This is a genomic window from Tengunoibacter tsumagoiensis, from assembly GCF_003967535.1.
In the GTDB taxonomy this organism is placed as follows: Bacteria; Chloroflexota; Ktedonobacteria; order Ktedonobacterales; family Ktedonobacteraceae; genus Tengunoibacter; species Tengunoibacter tsumagoiensis.
Genome location: NZ_BIFR01000002.1, coordinates 609,180 through 633,102 on the forward strand (window position 1 = coordinate 609,180; position 23,923 = coordinate 633,102).

At 54.0% G+C, this 23,923-nt stretch carries 1 protein-coding gene; it reads left to right on the forward strand.

Annotated features, from left to right (window positions below; genetic code table 11):
* Window positions 1–249: 249 nt before the first annotated feature.
* Window positions 250–23,922, forward strand: coding sequence for a non-ribosomal peptide synthase/polyketide synthase (locus EL628_RS23235; protein ID WP_161975702.1), 23,673 nt, complete (start codon window positions 250–252; stop codon window positions 23,920–23,922).
* Window position 23,923 lies beyond the last annotated feature (1 nt).

The window sequence follows — 23,923 nt, forward strand, 5'->3', positions numbered from 1 at the left end:
AGTTGATGAGCACGCAGTGTGAAACGTGATTGATTCTATATATGCAAAGTGATAGATGGCGCAAGTAAGATTATGTGCCTGGTAATTTGTCAGTGAATGGTGAAGAGTGGCTCCTGAGGGCATGGAAACGCGAGGCGTGTTGTAATCTCAGGAGCCATCTTGTGAAAGTGCAGAGAGAATTGATCTTACAAAGGTCATCCAGTCTGGCAACAGAGCGGTAAAGATAGGGTATGAGAAATGCTATACAACATGCTAGTTCGGACTGTGAAAGAGCACGCGGATACTACTGCTCTCGTACATGAGACTTCGCGCCTGAGCTATCGGGAGTTGCACCAGCGAATTCTTGCCTTCAGTGAAGGGCTACGCTCACTTGGTATACAGGTGGGAGGTCGTGTTGCACTGGTGCTGCCCAACTGTCCCGAGTTTCTGATCAGTTACTATGCTGTAGCCCGACTGCAAGCAGTTTTTGTGCCTCTCAGCCCACATCTCAAAGAAGATGAGCTTCTCTTTTATTTAGGCGATTGCACCCCCCATCTTGTCATTACTGATCAAAAAAGGGCCGATCTTTGCTCACATGTTCTTTCTCAGTTAGATCCTTCTATTCAGATGCTTGTTATTGATGATATTCCCTGGCATACGTTTGTCTTCTCCTCTTTATCTATTGGTGATGATGTCTTTGATGAGACGACCTATGATGGCGATATGGTCTATCATTATTCCTCTGGTTCGACTGGTCGTCCCAAGCGTGTTCCTCGCACACAACACAATCTCTTCGCTGATGCCGAGAATATGGTTCAGCTTCTCTCTCTTACTACGCAAGACAGGCTTTTATGTACTGTTCCCTTATTTCATTCGTATGGACAGTTGCTATTTGTACTGATGCCTGTGTATGCAGGGGCAACACTGGTCTTGCTAGAGCAGTATGTGCAGAATGGGGTGGTGGTTGAGGTGCCATTTGCTGCACGCAGTCTGCGCGTGTTAGAGCTGCTGTCCCAGGAACGTATTACGCTGCTCCCCGCAATTCCCTATGTCTTTGGCGCTCTGGCCGAGGTTGCGCCTGAGGTTGAGGTTGATGTAACTGCGCTGCGTGCCTGTTATTCGGCTGGTAGTTTTTTGCCCCGTGAGACATTTGAGCGTTTCTCCAAACGTTATGGCCTCCCGATTCGTCAAACATATGGTACGACAGAGGGAGGGTTGATTGCTGCCAATATAGAGCCAGATGCCGAAGTGATCTACGATTCGGTTGGGACGGTGCCACCAACCATCGAAGTACGAATCCTGGCTGACGATCTGGTGGAGCAGCCAGCAGGTGTGGTGGGTGAAGTGGTGATCAAGAGCCCGACGCTTACCAGGGGATATGCGAACCTGCCAGATGTCAATCGGGAAGCGTTTCGTGACGGTTATTATTATACGGGTGACCTTGGCAAGAAAGATGCCAGGGGACAGCTCTATCTAACCGGGCGCAAAAAGTTTCTGATCGATATCATCGGGGGCTACAAAGTGGACCCGATAGAGGTCGAGGATATTCTTAGCGCTCATCCCAGTGTGGCGGAGGCTGCGATTGCAGGCGTGCGTGAGGGGCAGCGAGATGGGGCTATGCTTAAGGCGTTTGTGATCCCTCGAGGTCCCTGCACAGCGGAAGAACTGCTGGCCTATTGTCGCGAGCGGCTGGCGAATTTTAAAGTTCCACAACTGCTGACATTCTGTACAGAGTTCCCGCGCAGCTCGTTGGGAAAAGTCTTGCGTGAAGAACTGGTGCGCATGCATCAGGATGATACGCCAGCTTCCTCTGGCACCAATGAGATAGCTGCTGTAGTGGGTGCCATATTTGCAGCCAGCGGCCTGGAACGTCAGCAGATGCTGGAGACATATGTCTGCAAGTTGCTGGCTCAGATGCTACGAATGCCTGTTTCAGCTCTTGATCTTCATCAACATCTGACCTTGAGCGGGCTTGATTCTTTAATGGCGGTCCAATTCAAGCAGCGCCTTGAGGCCGATCTGGGCATGAATATTTCGTTGGTCAAGCTGCTTCAGGGGTTGACGATTGCACAGATTGCGGCCTCCCTCTTAGAGCAGATGGAGACGGCTGAGAGCTTCCATCTCGTTCCGATGGAGAAGAGTGCAGCGTACCAGAGCGAGTATCCATTGTCGTATGGACAGAGTGCACTCTGGTATGTGTATCAATCTGATCCTGAAAGCGCGGCATATAATACCAATGTTTCGATGCGCATTCTGGCGGGACTGGATATCCCTGCCTTGCAACAGACATGCCAGCAATTGGTTGATAGGCATGCGTCTCTGCGAACGGTCTACATTCTCAAAGATGGCGGGCCAGTCCAACGCATCCTTGAGTACATGCCTGTGAACTTTTCTGTGCTTGATCTCTCTCAGTACAGTCCTGAGGCCGTACAAGAGCTGATCATTGAAACTGCGCACAAACCATTTGATCTGGAACATGATGGGACATTAAGGGTCCATCTGTTTCTTAGCTCTCACCAGGACCCAATCCTGCTCCTGACGGCTCATCATATTGCGACGGATTTCTGGTCCATGGTGGTCTTAATAGATGAGCTACGCATCTGCTATCATGCTCAGCGAACGGGCGAGCCAGCAGATCTTCCTCAACTGCACTTTCAGTACAGTGATTATCAGCAATGGGAGGCGAAACTGCTGGAGAGCATAATGGGGCGGCAGTCGCAGGAGTACTGGTTGCAGCAGCTTGCAGGCGAATTGCCTGTGCTGAACCTGCCAACTGATCGTGTGCGCCCTCCCCTCAAGACGACAAATGGTGCTCGCTATTTCTCTAGCCTCGATGCTGAATTAACCGCACAGATACGTCAGATTGCCCGAGCCGAAGGCGTGACACTCTACACCGTTCTTTTAACGGCCTTCCAGATCCTGCTTGCTCGCTACAGTGGACAGGAAGAGTTTTTCCTTGGCTCCCCAACAATGATTCGCGACCGGGCCGAGTTGCAGAATCTGGTTGGCTACCTGGTTAATCCAGTGGTGATACGTGGGCATGTCCCAAGCGATATTGCCTTCAATGCGCTCGTGAGACAGGTCAGTCAGACGGTACTGGCAGCACTGGAACATCAGGATTTCTCCTTTATTCGTCTGGTGGAGCACTTGCTGCCCGATCGCGATGCCAGCCGTTCGCCTATCTTTGATGTCATGTTTGTTCTGGATCGACCACAGCGCGTAGAGATGCAGCGGATGCCAGAGATAGCGATCGGGAAGCCAGACGTTCAGATGGATCTGGGTGGTCTGCTGGTCGAGACCTATCCGCTTCACCAGCAATACGCACAATTTGATCTCTCACTGATTGTCATCGAGACTGATGAGTCATGCCTGACCTCGTGGGAATATAATAGCGATCTCTTTGATGAAGAGACGATTGCGCGTCTGGTTGAACATTTTCATCATATGCTTACCTGTATTGTTACAGATCCTGAACAGCTCGTTTCACGCATCGAGCTCCTGACTCCAGGCGAGCGACGACAACTCCTTGAGACCTGGAATGAGACACAATCTAGCGCCTCGAATGATCTTCTCGTCCATGAGCTGGTGGCAGAGCAAGCGTTGCACCAACCAGATGCTATCGCAGTTGTAGATGATGCGAACCATCTGACCTACGATGAGCTTGACAGGCGGGCGACACAATTGGCGGTCTATCTGCAAAGCATAGGTGTCGTGCCAGAGACGCTGGTAGGAATCTGTACAGAACGTTCGCCTGAAATGTTACTAGGGGTATTGGGTATTCTAAAAGCTGGCGGAGCCTATGTTCCGCTTGACCCTGCCTATCCACGCGAGCGCCTGACGTATATGCTAACAGATGCTCATGTAACACTCCTGCTCACACAGCAGCATCTACAGGTACAGATCCCAGACTATGCAGGACAAACGATCTGTCTGGATCGTGATTGGATACAGATCGCTCAGCAGGAATCATTACTCTCTCAGAATGTTGTCCAGAGTGAAAACCTGGCCTATGTGATCTATACTTCTGGCTCGACCGGGCAGCCCAAGGGGGTACAGATCCCGCATCGTGGCCTTCTCAATCTCGTGCGCTGGCACCAGTCAACCTATCAAGTCGAGCCGACAGATCGGGCGACACAGGTTGCAGGAATTAGTTTTGACGCCTCGGTCTGGGAGATCTGGCCATATCTCGCCGCTGGAGCCAGCCTGCATATTCCAGATGAGGAGACGCGCATCTTTCCTGCGCAGCTCCGTAGATGGCTGGCAGAGCACGCGATCACCCTCAGCTTCCTTCCAACACCATTGGCGGAGAGTGTGCTGCTCGACTCCGAAGCCTGGCCTGCATCGCTGGCCTTACGGAGCCTGCTCACGGGAGGCGATCGTCTTCGCGTCTATCCTGATTCAGCCACACCCTTCTCACTCGTAAACCACTATGGTCCAACCGAAAGCAGTGTTGTCGCCAGCGCCGGATTGGTTTTGCCTCCCAGCGAAGAGATTGAGCGTGCACCAGCTATTGGTCGTCCGATTGCCAATACGCAGAGCTATATTCTAGACCCACAGCTACAGCCCGTTCCGATAGGTGTTGCAGGCGAGCTGTATATTGGCGGTGCAAGCCTGGCACGCGGCTATCTGGAACGCCCGGAACTGACGGCGGAACGCTTTGTCGCCCATCCATATAGTCAGGAAGCAGGGGCACGCCTCTACCGTACCGGCGATCTGGTACGCTATCTGCCCAATGGAGAGATCGAGTATCTTGGTCGTATCGATCATCAAGTGAAAGTGCGTGGCTATCGTATCGAATTAGGCGAGATTGAGGCTGCACTGAGCCAGTACCCTGGCGTCCAGGATGTTGTGGTTGATGCGCGTGAGGATGGAACAGGCGAAAAGCGGCTGGTCGCTTATCTGGTTGCTGACGTGACCAGACAGGCCGATACAGAACTCCTTACCCAGGAGCAGTCGCAGTATATTGCGACCTGGAAGGATCTCTACGAGCAGACCTACAGCAAGGCGGCAGGAGAGAATGAGGGGATTTTCAATATCGCTGGCTGGAATAGTAGTTATACGGGGGGAGCCATTCCAGCAGAAGAGATGCAAGAGCAGGTAGATCAGACGGTCGAGCGTATCTTAGCATTGAAGCCCAGGCGTGTATTAGAGATTGGCTGTGGTACTGGTCTGATCCTCTTCCGCGTTGCCCCATTCTGTCAGACATATATAGGTACAGATTATTCGGCTGCCGTCCTTGACTGGTTGAGTCAGCAGTCAGTGATGCAAGATATGCCCCATGTCCAGCTTCAAGAACGCGTGGCACACAACCTTGAGGGGTTAGAGACAGAACGTTTCGATACCGTCATCATTAACTCGATCATTCAATATTTCCCCAGTATCGATTATCTGGTCAATGTTCTGGAACAGGTTGTCCCACTGGTTGAGCCAGGTGGTACGATTCTAGTAGGCGATGTGCGTAGCTTCCAGCACCTGAAAACCTATCATGGCTCGGTACAATACTTTAAGGCCTCTGATGGGCTCTCCACCCGACAACTGCAACAGCGTATTGAGCGACAGATACGAAAAGAAGAAGAGATCCTCATTCATCCCGTCTTCTTCTCGGCCCTACAGGCGTATCTTCCACAGATTGGTGATGTGCAGGTCCAGTGGAAGCGTGGGCAGGCGCATAATGAGATTACGCGCTTCCGTTATGATGCATTTCTCCATATCGGCGTAGAGTATCCGCACCAGGAAGAAGAACGTTGGCAGTGGCAAGAAGGCGACCTGGATACCGTCGCCAGAGTGCAGGAACTTCTGATCGAGCGGCAACCAGAAGTGGTCAGGCTTGGTAGCGTACCGAATGCACGTCTCTGGCGTGACGTCAGGGCTTTGCAGAAGCTCTTTGCTGAGGATCAATCACGTCCGGAGACGGTTGGAGAATTACGCGATAGCATGCAGTCAGAACCAGCAGGAATAGATCCGGAGGCATGGTGGGCGCTGGGACGTCAGGTTGGATACGAGGTCGAAGTGAGCTGGTCCGAAGCAGGCGAGGGATTCTGCGAAGTAGTCCTTCGCCGACAGCAGAAGCTCTATACTCCTGTCCGGGTTCCTGCTACTTCCTATAGTAATGCGAACAGATTGTATTCCTGGAGCAGCTATGCGAACAATCCATTACAAGGAAAGCTAGAGTATGCTCTGGTCCCACAATTACGCGCCTTCCTGGAGAAGAAGCTACCAGAGTATATGGTGCCTTCTGCCTTTGTGATGCTCGATGCACTTCCCCTGACGAAGAACGGCAAAATTGATCGACGGAGACTGCCTGATCCCGATCACACACGTTTTGATCACTCAGCTGCTTTTGTTGCGCCACGCACACCGATGGAGCAGATGTTAACGGAGATGGTGGCTGATCTGCTTGTACTGGAACAGGTTGGTATTCACGATAATTTCTTTGAACTGGGTGGACATTCCTTATTAGTGATGCAGTTGATCTCGCGTGTGCGCTCCGTGTTCCAGGTTGAGCTGCCTTTTGTGCTCTTCTTTGAAGAACCGACCGTATCGGGTCTGGCCGAGCGCGTAGAACGGGAACGTGGCAGTGCACAGACGCTCTCACTGGTCCCAATCGAACGCGGTGAACTGCTTGCGGTTTCTTTTGCACAGGAGCGCCTGTGGTTCCTGGATCAGTTAACGCCAGGCAATCCTTTCTATAACCTGCCAGTTGTCGTTCGTTTAGCTGGTCCGCTCGTTGTGGATGCATTGGTCCGCAGTTTGCAAGCAGTGGTCCAGCGACATGAGCAGTTGCGAGCCTGCTTTGTGACAGTAGATGGAAAGCCCTATCAAGTCATCGCAGAGCAACTGGAGATTCCTCTGCCCTTCATCGATCTGAAAGCTCTGCCAGCAGAGGCGCGTGAGGCGGAGATACAGCGCCTGGCTACTCAAGCGATGATGCAGCCGTTCGATTTAGTACAGAGGCCGCTGATACGAGCATGCCTCCTCCAGATTGGTAAAGAGGAACATATCCTCCTCTCGGTCATCCATCATATCGTCTCTGATGGATGGTCGGTTGGTATACTTATTCGTGATCTGGCAACGCTCTATGAGGCATTCTCGCATGGAAAATCCTCGCCGCTTGCACAGTTGTCAACGCAGTATGTTGATTTCTCCTCCTGGCAGCGGCAACTGCTGTCAGAAGAGCTGGTAGAAAGGCAACTGGCCTATTGGAAACGTCAACTCCATGCCGTCCCTATGTTGCAGATTCCTACCGACCGTCCTCGTCCAGCGATACAGTCTTTCCGGGGCAAGCATTATCCGATCCAGATCTCAAGGCCGCTGACCAGATCCTTGAAGGCCTTAAGCCAGCGCGAGGGCGTCACATTATTTATGACCATGCTCGCCTCCTTCCAGCTGTTACTGGCGCGTTACAGTGGGCAGGAAGATGTAGCCATCGGGGCAGGTATTGCGAACCGTAACCATAGAGAGATCGAAGAAATGATCGGTTTCTTTGTCAATACACTGGTTATGCGCACAGATTTCTCTGGTACTCCGACTTTCCAGGATCTGCTCAAGCGTGTGCGTACAGTGACATTAGAAGCCTATGCACATCAGGATCTTCCCTTTGAACGATTGGTGGCAGAGCTACATCCCGAGCGCAGTCTGAGTTATCAGCCTTTATTCCAGACCATGTTTATCTTCCAGAACTTTCCCGTACCTGATCTGGAGCTCTCTGAGGTCAGTATCAGCCCTGTCGCCGTGGACAGCCAGATCTCCAAGTTTGATCTAACGCTCTCGCTGGATGATGCGGGCAATGGGTTGAGTGGTTGGCTGGAATACAGTACCGATCTATTTGATGAAGCCACTATCGCTCGTATGGTTGAGCATTGGCAGGTTCTCCTGGAAGAAGCGGTGGCGCATCCAGAGCTGGCTGTGGGGTCGCTTCCAATGCTTACAGAGGCCGAGCATCACTACTTGATTCACGATAAAAACACAACGGCGACGGAGTATCCACGCGAGGCGCTGGTGAACCTGCTTTTTGAAGCGCAGGTTGCTCGGACGCCCGATGCCATTGCGCTGGTCTCTGCGGAGCAGCAGTTCAGCTATGAGGAACTGGACCAGCGTGCCAATGGTCTGGCTCATCTGCTCTCTGCTCATGGCATTGGACCCGAGGTCGCGGTGGGCGTGGAGACCGAGCGCTCTCCGGAGCTGGTGCTGGCGCTGCTTGCCATTCTCAAAGTCGGTGGCTACTATGTCCCTCTGGATGCGCATCTGCCTCTGGATCGCCTGCGCTTCCACTGCCAGACGGCTCGGGTTCAGCTTGTGCTGCTGGCCGGTTCCCATGGTTCCCAGGCGACCTCCCTGACCGAGCTTTCGTTGCCCCATCTGAATCTGGCCCACCTGATGGCCCTGCTGGTTCCGGTCGCGGCTGCCCCCGCGCTCCCCTGGAGCAGTGCGCAGCAACTGGCCTATCTCATGTATACCTCAGGCTCCACAGGTGAGCCCAAAGCCGTGGCGGTCCCCCATCGTGCCATTGTCCGGCTAGTCTGTCAGAACCGGTTTGCGCAGCTGGATCAGGAACAGATCTTCTTGCAACTGGCTCCGCTGGCCTTTGACGCCTCCACGCTGGAACTGTGGGGGAGCCTGCTGCATGGGGCTCGCCTGGTCCTGGCCCCGGCTCAGCCGCCCAGCCTTGAACTGCTCGCGCCGCTGCTGCAAGAAGAAGCGGTGAGCCTGCTGTGGTTGACGGCAGGACTCTTTCAGCAGATCGTGCAGCAAGAGCCAGCGGTCCTGGCCGGCGTGCGCCAGGTGCTGGCAGGAGGAGATGTGCTGGCTCCTGAGGCGGTGCGAACCCTGCTGCTGCGGCATCCGGGACAGCGGGTGATCAATGGCTATGGCCCGACCGAAAATACGACCTTTACCTGTTGCTACCCGATGGACGATGCCGAGCAGGTGGAGAGTGCGATCCCGATTGGCTCGCCCATCAATAACAGCACTGTCTATGTGCTGGATGCGTATCAGCAGCCGGTGCCACAGGGGGTGGTGGGAGAGCTGTATACAGGCGGCGATGGGCTGGCGCGGGGGTATCTGAGCCGACCGGATCTGACGGCGGAGCGCTTTGTGCCCGATCCATTCAGTGGGCAGGCGGGAGCGAGGCTCTATCGGACGGGGGATCTGGTCTGGTATCGGCCCGATGGACAGCTGGCCTTTGTGGGACGAGGGGATCAGCAGGTGAAGGTGCGAGGGTATCGGATCGAACTGGGGGAGATAGAAGCGGTGCTGGGTCAGCAGGAGGAGATTCGGGAGGCGGTGGTGCTGGCGCGAGAGGATCAGCCAAGTGTCAAACGATTGGTGGCGTATGTTGTGCCTCGGGTCCCCGAAGGATTTGTCTGGGAGCGCGTGCGGAGCAGCCTGAAGGAGCAGCTGCCCGACTACATGGTGCCAGCGCTGCATGTCGTGCTGGAGTCCTTGCCGTTGACGATCAATGGGAAGACGGATCGACGAGCCCTGCCCGCGCCGGACTATGAGCATCTGGGAGAGGCGGAGCAGTATCAGGCTCCGGACAATGAGAGCGAGCGGCGGCTGGTGGAGATCTGGCAACAGGTGCTGGGAGTGGAGCGCGTGGGCGTGCAGGACAACTTCTTTGCACTGGGTGGCGACTCCATCTTAAGCATTCAGATCGTGGCGCGTTCTCATCAATCGGGCCTTCATTTCACTCCTAAGCAGCTGTTCGAGCATCAATCTATCGCCGCTCTGGTGCAGTCTCTTCCTGATCTGATTGCGCCTCGAGCTATCTTACAGGCGGAACAAGGCCTGGTTAGCGGAGATGTACCATTAACTCCGATCCAGCACTGGTTCTTTGAGCAAGAGCAGCCGGAGCCGCAGCACTGGAATCAGGCCCTTGTCCTTACTACTGCTGTCAGCCTTGAACCATCCTTCCTTCATACGTCCATTGCGCATCTGTTGGAGCATCATGATGCCTTACGGCTGCGTTTCATCCGGACAGAAGAGGGATGGCAACAGAAGTACGCTCAGCCAGATACGGAAAGCCCCTTCCTGGTCGTTGATCTCTCTGCACACTCTCAGCAAGAGCAGCAGGCTGCGATTGCAAGCGTGACGACTGAGCAACAGGCAAAATTGAATCTGTCTGCTGGCCCTCTTCTCCGCGCCGTCTATTTTGACCTGGGCTCTGACCATAGTCATAAATTGCTTATCGTTATTCACCACCTCGTCATTGATGGCGTCTCCTGGCGCATCCTGCTGGAAGATCTGCATACAGCATATACACAGCTCAGTCAGGGCCAGACGATTCTTTTGCCATCTAAAACGACATCCTGGCAACGCTGGGCCCAACAATTGCAGGCGCACGCGCAGGCAGAAGAGATTGTCCAGCAGCTCCCTTACTGGCAGGCTATTACCGCATCTAACGTAGCCTCTTATCCCATCGATCACAATACTGGTGAGAACACCGTCTCATCTGAGCAGATGCTTCAGATCTCATTGAGCCAGGAAGAGACCCAGACGTTGTTGCGTGAGGTTCCCCAGGCCTATCATACGCAGATCAATGATATCTTGCTGACAGCTCTAGCCAGGATGTTGCGCCAATGGACTGGTTCAGGAAGACATCTGATCCATCTGGAGGGACATGGTCGTGAAGATCTGTTCTCAGATGTTGATCTCTCACGGACGGTTGGATGGTTTACCAGTCTGTATCCGGTACTTCTGACAACGGGCTCGTCTGGTGAGCCTGGAGCCGACCTGAAAATGATCAAAGAGCAACTGCGAACGCTTCCTATGCATGGGATTGGCTATGGTCTGCTACGCTATCTTCGTCAGAACGAAGCAGAGGCCTCTGATCTTGAATATTCATCACCTCCTGTCATCAGCTTTAACTACCTGGGTCAATTTGATCAGGTCACTACTGAGACAGGTCTCTTCTCCTGGTTTGAAGAAGCGGACGGCCAGTCGCGTAGCCCACAAGGGAAGCGCGAACATCTGTTGGATCTGAGCGCTCTCATCCGTGGCGGGCAGTTGGCGATTACCTGGTATTATAGCGCTAATTACCATACGACAGAGACGATTCAGGCTCTGGCTCAATCCTACATCACTGCCTTGCGTACATTGATTACCCATTGTCAGCAGCCGAACGTGGGTGGCTACACCCCTTCAGACTTCCCGCTGGCTCGACTGAGTCAGGAGCAACTGGATCTGATCGCTGGTGGCAGACGCGATATCGAAGCGATCTACCCGCTCTCCCCCTTGCAGCAGGGTCTGGTCTTCCAGAGTCTGTACGCTCCTGGCGAGGGAGACTATATCATTCAGGTGCACCTGACATTGCATGGAGAGCTCAACAGCGAGGTCTTTGGAGCCGCCTGGCAGGCCGTGGTGCAGCGCCATGCCATCTTGCGCACCTCCTTTGTGTGGGAAGAGGTTGAGGAGCCGGTCCAGATCGTGTATCAGCAGGTTACTCTGCCCTATGAGGTCTGGGATTGGCGCTCCATTCCAGAGCAGGACCGGCAGGAGCGTTTGAGAGCCGCACGCCAAGCTCAGCGCCTGCAAGCACTCCCACTCGAGCAGGCTCCCCTGATGCGGCTGCATCTGATACGCATGGAGGAGGAGCATTACGAACTGACCTGGACCCATCACCACCTTCTGCTGGATGGCTGGAGCCTGCCGATCGTGCTCAAGGAGGTCTTCGAGCAGTATCAAGCACTGCTGGACGGGGTCACCCTGGCGTGGGCACCGGCTCACCCCTATCAGAGCTATATCGCCTGGATTCAGCGGCAGGATGCTCAGCAGGCGGAAACCTTCTGGCGGCGTACCCTGGCGGGTTTTACCAGCCCGACGGTGTTGCAGCTCCCCAGTCCACAGGAGCCAGCCGATCCAGCGCAGCGCTATGACGAGCTCCAGCAGCTCCTGTCGCAAGAAGAGACGCAGCAACTGAACGCCTTTGTGCGCCAGCAGCGATTGACGCTCAATACGCTGCTGCTGGGAGCCTGGGCGGTCGTGCTGGCTCGCTTCAGTGGGCAAGACGATGTGCTCTTTGGAACCACTGTGGCCGGTCGACCGCTGGAGATCGCAGGGATAGAGCAGATGGTTGGACTCTTCATCAATACCTTGCCGATGAGGATCAAGCTACCCGCACAGATGGAGCTGCTGCCGTGGTTTACGGAGCTGCAAGAGCAGCAGAGTGCGATGCGGCAGTACGAATATAGCTCGTTAGGCCAGATCCAGAGCTGGAGCGAGCTGGCCCCGGGAACGGCCCTGTTTGACAGCCTGTTTGTCTTCGAAAACTACCCACTGGGCCGTGAGGAGCGGCAGACCGAGAATCAACGGCTGCGTATGACTGCCCTTCATGGAATTGAGCAGACCCACTATCCACTCTCTTTGATGGTCTTGCCCGATCAACAGTTGGGCTTTAAAGTGCTCTATGATCAGGGTCGTTTTACCTCGATCCAGATGCACCGGCTGCTGGGACATCTGCACGAGGTTCTGCAACAGATCCTGACCGCGACAACCACCCGTGTGGGGAGTCTCGCGCCGCTCACACAGACGGAACACAGACACCTGACGCAGGAGTGGAATGCCACCCACGCGACCTATCCAACCGATTCCAGCCTGCATCAACTGGTGGAAGCCCAGGCGCAGCGCAGCCCGGATGCCATCGCCCTGGTCTCTGAGGAGCAGCAGCTCAGCTATGGGGAGCTGGATCGGCGGGCCAGCCTGCTGGCTCATCGACTCCAGCAGCGTGGCATCGGACCCGAAGGACTGGTGGGCGTCTGTCTGACGCGCTCGCTCGACATGGTTGTGGCCGTGATGGGCGTCCTCAAAGCTGGTGGGGCGTATGTCCCACTTGATCCGGCCTATCCAGCCGAGCGACTGGCCTTCCAGCTCACCGATGCGAAGATCCGTCTGTTGCTCACTCAGGAGAGCCTGCTGGAACAGCTCCCGCATGAGGGCATCGAAGTCATCACGCTCTCCGGCGACTGGATCGGGTCCGATGAGCCTGCTCCATCGCACGTCGCAAGCGGCAGCCGACCGGAGCACCTGGCATATGTGATCTATACCTCGGGCTCGACGGGACGACCCAAAGGCGTGGCCATCACGCATCAGAGTGCGGTGAACCTGCTCTTCTGGGCGCAAGAGACCTTTGCAACGCAGGCATTGCAGCGGGTGCTGGCCTCGACCTCGCTCTGCTTTGACCTCTCGATCTACGAACTCTTTGTGCCGCTCGCCTTCGGAGGGACCATCATCCTGGTGGAGAATGCGTTGACCTTCCCCACGCAGGCCGGGCATCAGCAGGTGACCCTGATCAACACGGTGCCCTCGGCGATTGCGGAGCTGCTGCGAGGAGGACAGATTCCAGGCTCGGTGCACACGATCAATCTGGCTGGAGAGGCACTCTCTGCCAGTCTGGTTGCGCAGCTCTACGCGCAGACGACGGTGGAGCAGATCTACAATCTGTATGGTCCCACCGAAGACACAACCTACTCAACCTGGGCGCTTCTGTCAGCGGAGGCGTCTGGGAGCGCACCGATCGGACGGGGACGCGCCAATACGCAGGCCTATGTACTGGATGCGCACTTCCATCTGGTGCCAGTGGGAGTGATTGGGGAACTGTACCTGGCGGGTGCAGGACTGGCGCGTGGGTATATAGGCCGACCGGAGCTGACGGCAGAGCGGTTTGTGCCCCATCCCTTCAGCGAGCAGCCGGGAGCACGACTGTATCGCACGGGAGATCTGGTGCGCTGGCGAGAGGATGGGCAGCTGGAATATGTGGGCCGGGTGGATCAGCAGGTGAAGGTGCGGGGCTATCGCATCGAACTGGGCGAGATTGAGACGGCGCTGGATCAGCAGGAGGCGATTCGCGAGGCGGTCGTGCTGGTGCGGGAGGATGTGCCAGGCGTGAAACGGCTGGTCGCGTATGTGGTGCCCAATCAGGCCGAGCACTTCGATTGGGAGCAGGTCCGCGCGAGACTTCAGGAGCAGCTGCCGGACTACATGGTGCCCGCAGTGCATGTGGTTCTGGAAGCCTTCCCATTGACCCCCAACGGCAAGATCGATCGACGAGCCTTCCCGGCTCCTGATTATGCCCATCTGGATGCCAGGCAGAGCTATGCCGCACCACAAAGTGAGGTTGAACGGCTCCTGGCAGAGATCTGGCAAAAGATACTGGGCATTGAGAAGATTGGTATTCATGACAACTTCTTTGCCCTTGGTGGGGACTCGATCCTGAGCATTCAAGTCATTGCCCGGGCGCATCAGGCAGGCTTACATCTGACCCCCAGGCAGATCTTTCAGCATCCGACCATCAGTCAACTTATGCAAGTAGCCACTCTGGCCAGTGCGCCACTGGCAGAGCAATCGTTAGTCACTGGCGTTGTGCCTCTAACCCCAATACAGCACTGGTTCTTTGAAGATTTACAGGCTGCTCGCCACTATTGGAATCAGGATATGCTGCTCACGGTGCCCGTAGCTTTGAATCGGCGGGCGCTACAACAGGCCGTGGCCGCACTTCTTACACATCATGATGCCTTGCGCTTACGTTCTGTTCACCAGACTGATGGGTGGCAATTGTACCAGTTGGGGGTTGAAGATAGCATACCGCTCCTTTATATAGATCTCTCATCGATTGTTGAAAGTGAGCAGTCTAAAGCAGTCAGTCATGTTGCCGCTACGATGCAGTCCAGCCTGAATCTGGAGACGGGTCCGGTAATACAGGTCGTCTACTTTGATCTCGGAGCACACCCGGGCCGCCTGTTGATGATCATTCATCATATGGCTGTTGATGGGATCTCCTGGCGTATTTTGATCGAAGATCTCTTGAGTGCATACACACAGTCCAGCAACGGCCAGCCGATACAGCTTCCCGCCAAGACCTCATCATTCCAACACTGGTCGCATAGCCTGCAAGAGTATGCACAAAACAGCAATGTCGTGGAGGAATATCCATACTGGCTGGCGCAACAGCAGAACGATACAATCCCTGTAGATTACACAGATGATAAAATCACAGGTCATGCCAACAGTGTAGGATCATCGCAGCATATAGAGGTATCGCTGAGTGAAATGGAGACCAGCGCTCTGCTGCACCAGATACCACTGGTCTATAACACACAGATCAATGATGCCCTGCTTACCGCCCTGACCATAGCCATCACCAGATGGACAGGTGGAGCTTCTCTGCTGCTCGATCTGGAAGGGCATGGCCGCGAAGATATTATTGACAATATAGATCTCTCACGGACCGTTGGATGGTTTACCAGCCTTTATCCGGTCAGGCTGCATCTGGGAGAGGATCCCTCTATTGGAACAATGCTCAAGACGATCAAAGAGCAATTGCGCCAGATTCCACAGCATGGCATTGGCTATGGTCTATTGCGTTACCTGCGCCCGCATGATCAGCGGCTCGCCGAGCTCAGGAATATCGCGCAGCCACAGATCAGCTTCAACTACCTGGGACAATTTGATCAGCTCTTTACCGCAGAAGACTTTACGCAGGCAACCGAAAAGACGGGCATACCAGCCGATCCCTTGATGCAGAGGCCGCACCTGCTCGACATCAATGGCAGCATCTCCGGAAACCAGTTACATCTTGCCTGGACATATAGCGAAAACATGTATCGCCGCGAGACGATTGAGGCGGTGGCACAATCCTTTCTCCAGGCTCTGCGTGATATCATCGCGCACTGCTTACAGCCCGAGGCCGGTGGCTATACACCATCAGATTTCCCATTAGCGCAACTGACTCAAGAGCAGATAGATACACTGATTGGGAATAAGCGGAATGTGGAGACGATCTACCCGCTCTCTCTCATGCAGCAGGGGCTTCTCTTCCATGCTCTCTACGATACACGCGGTGGTGAATATATCACACAGATTCGTTGGACCATGCGAGATGTGCGTGAAAACACAAAAAGCTCTCATCTCTCCTCCTGGATGCAGGCCTGGCAACGGCTGGTCGATCGTCATCCAATCCTGCGTACGGCCCTGTTATGGCAGCAAGTGAGCCAGCCGCAACAGATCGTCTACCGTCAGGTCACCTTGCCATGGACTCAACTGGATTGGCGTATGTACTCAGCGCAGGAGCAACAGGAGCTTCTCGAAACGTATCTGCAAGAGGATCGGGATCGTGGCTTTGATCTGACGCAAGCGCCACTCATGCGGATGACACTGATTCAACTGGACGATACTACCTATACCTGCCTCTGGAGCCATCATCATATCTTGCTCGATGGTTGGAGCATTGGACTCCTGTTTGATGAGGTCCTGGCCTCTTATAAAGAGATCCAACAGGACCAGAATCGGCAGATCCAGCCAGTACGTCCATATCAGGATTACATTGCCTGGTTGCAAGATCAGGATAGCGTTGCGGCAGAGACCTATTGGCGGCAGACCCTCCAGGGATTTACAGCCCCAACGCCGCTAGGAATTGATCACCCGGCCTCTGGCGAGCCAGCCTATCAAGACATCGATCTGGTGCTCAGTCCCAGACTGGTACAGGCCTTGCAGACCATGACCCGACAGCATCATCTAACGATGAATACGCTTATTCAGGGCGCCTGGGCATTTCTGCTGGGTCGCTATAGCGGGCGAGCGGATATTGTCTTTGGCACGACCGTTGCCGGACGTCCGCCAGAGCTGGCAGGGATTGAAGCCATGGTTGGCCTGTTTATCAACACGTTGCCGGTTCGTGTCCAACTCAATGAGCGCGCTACCATCCTCTCCTGGCTCCATTCGTTGCAACAACAGCAGACGGAGATGCGCCAATACGAGTACAGTGCGCTTGCCGATATACAGCGTTGGAGCGAAATTCGTCGAGGCCAGTCACTCTTTGAGAGCCTGTTGATCTTTGAGAACGCCTCCTCTGGTGAGTTCCAGTTGGATGACCTCTCATTGCAGATGGAGAAGAATACTGTTCATGTCAACTATCCCCTGACATTAATCGCTCTACCGGGTGAGCAGTTTATCTGCAAAATCGTCTATGATACACACCGTATTGACGAAGCCGCTGTTCAGCGTCTTCCTGGTCATCTGCACAGAATTCTGGAGGCGATAGCTGCGAATCCAGCCCAACTGTCCGGTCACATCTCTCTCTCGACCACCGAAGAGGAGCGGCTACTCACACAATGGGCACTGGTCTCGAGTTCCATCTCGAGTTCCAATGAACAGATTGAGAGCATCCCCCACCTCTTTGAGCGGCAAGTCGCGCAAACGCCGCACGCCCCGGCTATTCAATGTGGAGATGACGAGCTCTCTTACGCAGAAGTGAACCAGCGAGCGAACCAGCTTGCCCGCCACTTACAGGCGCAAGGGGCACGAAAAGGTACGAGCATTGGACTCTATGTATCCCCCTCAACTCATGTCCTGGTAGGTATGCTAAGCATCCTCAAACTTGAAGCGATATGTATGCCTGTTGAGAGCCAGTATCCACGCAAATATGTGGAGCAACTTTTGAAAGAGGCACAGGTACTCATAACCCAACAGAAGATGCTCGATCATCTGCCAGAATTTAACGGGAGTCTCGTACTGCTCGATCAAGCTGCGGAACGTATCGCCGGGGAAAGCACCGCCAACCTTGCCAGCGAAGGAAGCGCCAACGATAGCGCCTATAAGATTTTCTCCGTAGGAAATTGTGTGCAGATTACGCACCGTCACATGTATCAACAGGTTGCCCGCTTACAGGAGCAGATGCAACTGACAGAGCAGGATCGCGTCTTACAACACAGCTCAATCAGCCTGGATGCAGCACTCTGGGAATACTGGTGGCCACTGCTCTCGGGCAGCAAAGTGGTGATTGCGGATGAGTCGTCTCAGCACAATTCCGAGGCCCTGCAAAGATTAATTGAGGCACAGAAAGTTACAATCGTACATGTAGCACCAGCGCTATTGGCCCAGCTACTTGCTCATCCAGATGGCTTGAATACAACCATTCGAGGTATCTTATGCAGTGGCGACGTGATAACAAAAGAGGTCGCTGCTGCCTGTGCGACACTGACAGACATACAGGTTCGCTACCTCTATACAACACCAGAAACTCTTACCTATCTTTGCAGCCCTATGGCTAACGATAGTAGCTCCAATCCAGATCACGCCATAGCCAGCATCCCGCTTCAATCAACCGTTATTCTGGATGCCTTATTCAGAAAAGTACCGTTGGGAGTGCGCGGCGACCTGTATGTTGTCGTTGATCACTATTGCTATCGTGAAGGGACAGAGCTGTTGGATCTGCCACTCATCAAAAATAAGTGGCAGGAGAACACCTGGCTCTTTAAGACGGGCCAGCAAGCTCACTATCTAAGCGACGGGCGCATTACCATACTGGGCATGGACGAACAGACCATCCTGCGGAATGGTTACTACTTCAATAGAAACATGGTGCAAAAAGTAGTAGTAAGCGCCCCGGGCATCGAGGATTGCGCCATCCTGGCTCGCGTACAAGAAAATGGCCAATCAGCACTCACAGCCTACATTGTCCCCGCAGGTCCTTTCCAACTACAGCGCCTGCAACACTATCTCAGCTCGCGTCTACCAGAGGCGCTCCTTCCAACGACGTATATCCCAATGACTCATCTTCCGCTGAACCCAACCGGAAGAATCGATGAGCAGGAATTGAGCCGCTTTGCAGAAGCCACGCCCGAAGGCATTGCTCATTGGAAGGAGTCGCTACACGAGAGTGGATTGTCGGAGATCAAAGCTGTCAGCCAGGAATATAGAGAAAAGACGCCGGTCTTGCACCTGGCGGATCTCTTAGCGGATTGGCAAGGGGAACTGAGTAGAGAGGGGCAAGAGGAGGCAGGAGAGGTCGTGCCGCAACCAGATGGAGTGGAGGAAGATGAACCTGTGCGCATGGCCTGGAGCGATGGTGGTCCGCTCTTCATTCCAGAGGATGCGCCGCAGACGCTTACTCAGGCATTGCTAGAAACCGCCATCAAATATAAGGACAAAGGCATCATCTATCTCCATCCAGACGGTACAGAAGAGATTCAATCCTACGCAGACCTGTTGCACGAGGCCAAATGTATCCTGCGCGGCTTGCAACAGGCGGGGCTACGTCCACGCGATAAGGCCATCTTACAAATCTCTACCCTGCGTGAGCACTTTGCCACCTTCTGGGCCTGTGTCTTTGGTGGCATCATTCCCGTCACCGTTGCGGTCGTGCATTCATATAGCGAAAGAAACAGCGTCGTCAATAAACTGTACAATATCTGGGAACTGCTGGACCATCCACCACTGATTGCCCGGGCAGACATGAAAGATGCACTCGAAGGATTGCGTACCATCCTGCCAATGGACGACCTGCACGTACTCTCTGTCGATGCATTAAAAGCCAACGAGCCTGTCACAGAGCTCTACCCGGCCCAGCCCGAGGATATCGTCTTCTTCCAGTTGACATCGGGCAGCACCGGCATCCCCAAATGTATTCAGGAGACCCATCGTGGTATCATCCACCATATTCATGGCGCGCGCGAATTCAATGGCTACTCAGCAAGCAACGTCTCTCTCAACTGGCTCCCGGTTGATCACGTGGTGCCGATCCTCACCTGTCATCTGAAGGATTGCTACCTTGGCTGCACACAGATCGAGGTGCGTACTGAAACGATCCTGACCTATCCGCTCAAATGGCTGGATTATATTGAGAAATATCGTGTCACGCATACCTGGTCGCCTAATTTCGGGTATAAACTGGTCAGCGATGCGCTCTCCAGGGGCACTGAGAAGACCTGGGATCTCTCCTCGATCCACTACTTCTTAAATGCAGGTGAGCAGGTTACACTGCCCGTCGTCGCAGAGTTTCTGCGGCTGACCGCACCTTTCCAGGTTGTGCCACATATGATACAGCCTTCCTTTGGCATGGCTGAAGCCTGTACCTGCATGACGTTCCAGCAACACTTTGATCTCATTGGTGGCGTGCATCGCTTTGATAAAACATCACTGGGCGGCAGACTAAGAAAAGCCAGAGAAGATGATCCGCGCCCGATCACCTTTGTGGATCTGGGCGGACCAGTGCCGGGCATCCAGATTCGCATTACCGATAGCAACAACCAGACAGTCCCCGAAGGAGTGATAGGGCGCTTCCAGATCAAGGGCGCTGTCATCACACCTGGCTATTACAAAAACGCGAAAGCGAACGAAGAAGCTTTCGTAGGTGATGGCTGGTTTAATAGCGGAGATCTGGGCTTTATTCTTAACGGTCGCCTTACACTCACTGGCCGTGAGAAAGAGATGATCGTTATCAATGGCGCCAACCTCTATTGTTACGAGATCGAGGACGTCATCAATACCATTCCCGGCGTAGAACCAACCTTTGTGGGCACAAGTGGTATCGCTGACCCACGAACTGGCACCGAGGGGCTGGCAGTCTTCTTTACTCCGACCGCGACCGGTATTGAGGAACGTATCGAGCTGATTAAAACCATTCGTGTTGAGGTGACTACCAACATTGGTGTGAATCCGCTTTATATCATTCCCGTCGAGAAACGAGATTTCCCCAAGACCACCAGTGGCAAGATCCAGCGTACCCAGCTGAAAAAATCGCTCCAGGCGGGTGAATTTGATGCCCTTCTCAAGACAATTGATCTGCATCTGGCCAACCAGAATACTCTGCCTGACTGGTTTTATCAGAAGGTCTGGGTACGGCGTGATACCCAGTATCAGGTACCACGTCGTATAGACAATGAGGTTACGCTGCTTGTACTCGACAGGTTGGGTCTGGGCACTAGTCTCAGCTCGGACCTGATGCGCAAAGGACAGCGCGTGGTGAGTATCGAGATGGGCGAAAACTTTGTTCAGTTGAATGCCAACCACTATCGTATCAATCCAACGCGCAAAGATCATTACAACGCACTATTGGATGGACTGAAATCCGAAGCGATCTCCATTGGCCAGATTATCCACTTGCAGGCCTATAGTGCCTATAAGGGAGAGCCAGCCAGCGGCACACAGCTAGAAGAGGAGCAGAAGGTGCTCACTGCCAGTCTGCTCTACCTGATTCAGGCCGTCCAGCAAGTGAACGACAGTAGTCAACCGGTTGAGCTCTACCTGGTCAGCAGTGATGCACAGGCTGTCAACGCCAACGATCCCATCGCGCTGGAGAAACTGGCACTTTCTGGCCTGATCAAAACAATTGAGCAAGAGCTCGTCTGGATGCGCTGCCGACATATCGATCTACCAGTAACCGATCCTCTTGCTGATTCAGCTCTGCTGCTCCAGGAGATACATACTGTTCAGGGAGACGCTACCGTAGCTTATCGTGATGGTATCCGCCTGATTCAACAATTGAGCAAGATCCAATGGACGCAAGAACCCGTCCAGCAGAGCCCGATCGTGCAGGGTGGCTTCTATCTCATAAGTGGAGGCCTTGGCGGAGTTGGTATCGAAGTCGCGCGGCTCCTCTTAAAACAGTATCAAGTCAGGCTTCTCCTGGTGGGTCGCAGGCCGTTGCCGCCACGCACTATGTGGGCCAAATTGATCGCTGATGATGCTCCAGATGCCCCATTAGTTGCAGGCTATCTGGAACTGATGCAGGCCGGAGGAGAGGTTACCTATAGTCACCTTGACATCTGTGATCAGGAGGCTTTAGAGCAAGTAGTCGATGAGCTGGAAGGCTACTACCAGCGCCCATTGGATGGAGTTTTCCATCTGGCGGGAACGTTTACAGAACGTATCTTGCAAGAAGAGACGGCTGATAGCCTTGCGGAGGCACTACAAGCAAAAGTTACCGGTGCCTGGGTCTTACACCAGCTCTTGAAAGAGCGCCCTGACAGCCTGTTCGTCACATTCTCATCTGTTAACGGCTTCTTTGGAGGCTCTTCGGCTGGCGCGTACTCAGCCGCGAATAGCTTCCTGGATACCTTTGTCCACTATCAACGCAACCGCTATGGCCTGCAAAGCTACTGTTTCTCCTGGAGCATGTGGGATGAGATCGGGATCAGCCATGGCTATCATATGAAAGAGCTAACACGAGCTCGTGGTTATTATGTCCTTCCACCGCGTCAGGCGCTCTATTCTCTGCTGATCGGCTTGCAGCGTACAGCACCATTCTTATTGATTGGTCTGGATGGTGCCAATCAATTTATTCGCCGCTTCATCCAACAGCCAGTCCATGCATTGCAAGAGGTTATCACCTATATCGCCGGTCAGCCGGGGGCATGGCCTGTATCGCAGCCAGCCAACTATCGTCTGGTAACGGTAGAGTCGCTCCCAACCACCGAGACTGGTGAGATAGATCTACGGAAGCTGATGGCGGCGCAGAGCGAAGAGATCATCGAAGCGCGTACAGAACTGGAGCAAAAGCTTATCAACATCTGGCGCGATGTCCTTGGTATCACGAGTATTGGAATTCACGATAACTTCTTCTCACTTGGTGGAGACTCTATTAGCAGCATTCAGATTGTGGCGCGGATGAATCAGGCGACTATTCCTATGACGGCCAGACAACTATTGCAGCATCCCACCATTGCCGAGCTGGCCGCCGTAGTCAGCACAACGCCGATCATCCAGGTAGAACAAGGGCCTGTCAGCGGTGACGTTCCCCTGACACCTATCCAGCACTGGTTGTTCGAGCAAGAATTAGTAGATCTCCAGCACTGGAATATGTCGCTACTTGTAAAGATCCAGCGCCGGATTGCGCCCGAGATCCTTAAAGCGGCCTTTGCTCAGGTTCTGCACCATCACGATGCGCTCCGTCTCCGTTATGCCCGGGAGGCGTCTGGTTGGAGACAGTGGAATGCAGGCATAGAGCAAGAGGTGCCATTTATGGTTATGCACCTGTCAATGATCGACGAAACTGCCCAGGCACGAGCGATTGAATTGACAGCAACCGCGCTCCAGAGCAGTCTGAAGCTCGAAACGGGACCACTTATGCGTATGGTCTATTTCGACCTTGGCCCCGATCATCCTGCGCGGCTGGCAATTATTGTGCATCACCTGGTCATAGATGGCGTCTCCTGGCGTGTATTGCTGGAAGATATAGAGCAGATCTGCCTGCAACTTGAGCAGCGACAGAACGTGCAGTTACCTGCGAAAACGCTTTCCTTCAAGCAATGGTCCGAGCAACTGGAAGCTTATGCACAGACAGAGGCAGCCCTCCAGGAACTGGATTACTGGCTTACCACGTCTGTCAGTGCACCATCGTCAGAGCTGCCTCGCGACTACATTGGGGGATACAACACCGTAGCCTCAATGCAGGCGATCTCGCAGCAGTTGGACAGTGCAGAGACGGAAGCGCTCCTCTACAAAGTGCCCGCAGCCTATAACACCCAGATCAACGATATCTTATTGACCGCACTGGCTCTAACGATGAAAGAGTGGACAGGAGCCCCTTCGCTACGAGTGAATCTGGAAGGCCATGGACGTGAGGAGATTCTGGATCGTGTCGATATCTCTCGGACGATAGGCTGGTTTACCAGTTTGTATCCTGTCACCCTTGATCTATCAGAAGTTGAAAGCATGGATGAGGAGATCAAAGCCATCAAAGAGCAGCTCCGCAAGATACCGCAAAAGGGCATTGGTTATGGGATACTCCGCTATCTGGCGAAGCATGAGCAGCGGCCCGAGATCAGTGAGAAGATTGCTCGTTTGTATCAGACGCAAGAAGTAGAGATAAGCTTCAACTATCTGGGCCAATTCGATCAGACCCTGGGACAGAACGCCCTGTTCGGCCTGGCCCCTGAAACGCTAGGAGCTGAAAGAAGTCCGCGTGGAGCTCGCCAGCATCTCCTGGATATTACCGGCAGCATCATTGGTGGGCAACTTCAGATACATTGGATGTACAGCGATCAATTCCATGCTGTAGAGACCATCACCCAGCTGGCCGACAGCTATATGCAGACAGTGCGGAACATCATCGCTCATTGTCAGGACAAAACGTCAAATGAATTTACTCCGTCCGACTTCCCATTGGCCGCGCTAAAACAGAAGGAACTGGATGTAATCGTCAAAAAGCTGAATCGTAAGAGAGGGAGATAAG

Excerpts from the sequence above, each read along its gene's own strand:
- EL628_RS23235 (WP_161975702.1), top strand. The coding sequence starts at position 250 with ATGCTAGTTCGGACTGTGAAAGAGCACGCGGATACTACTGCTCTCGTA.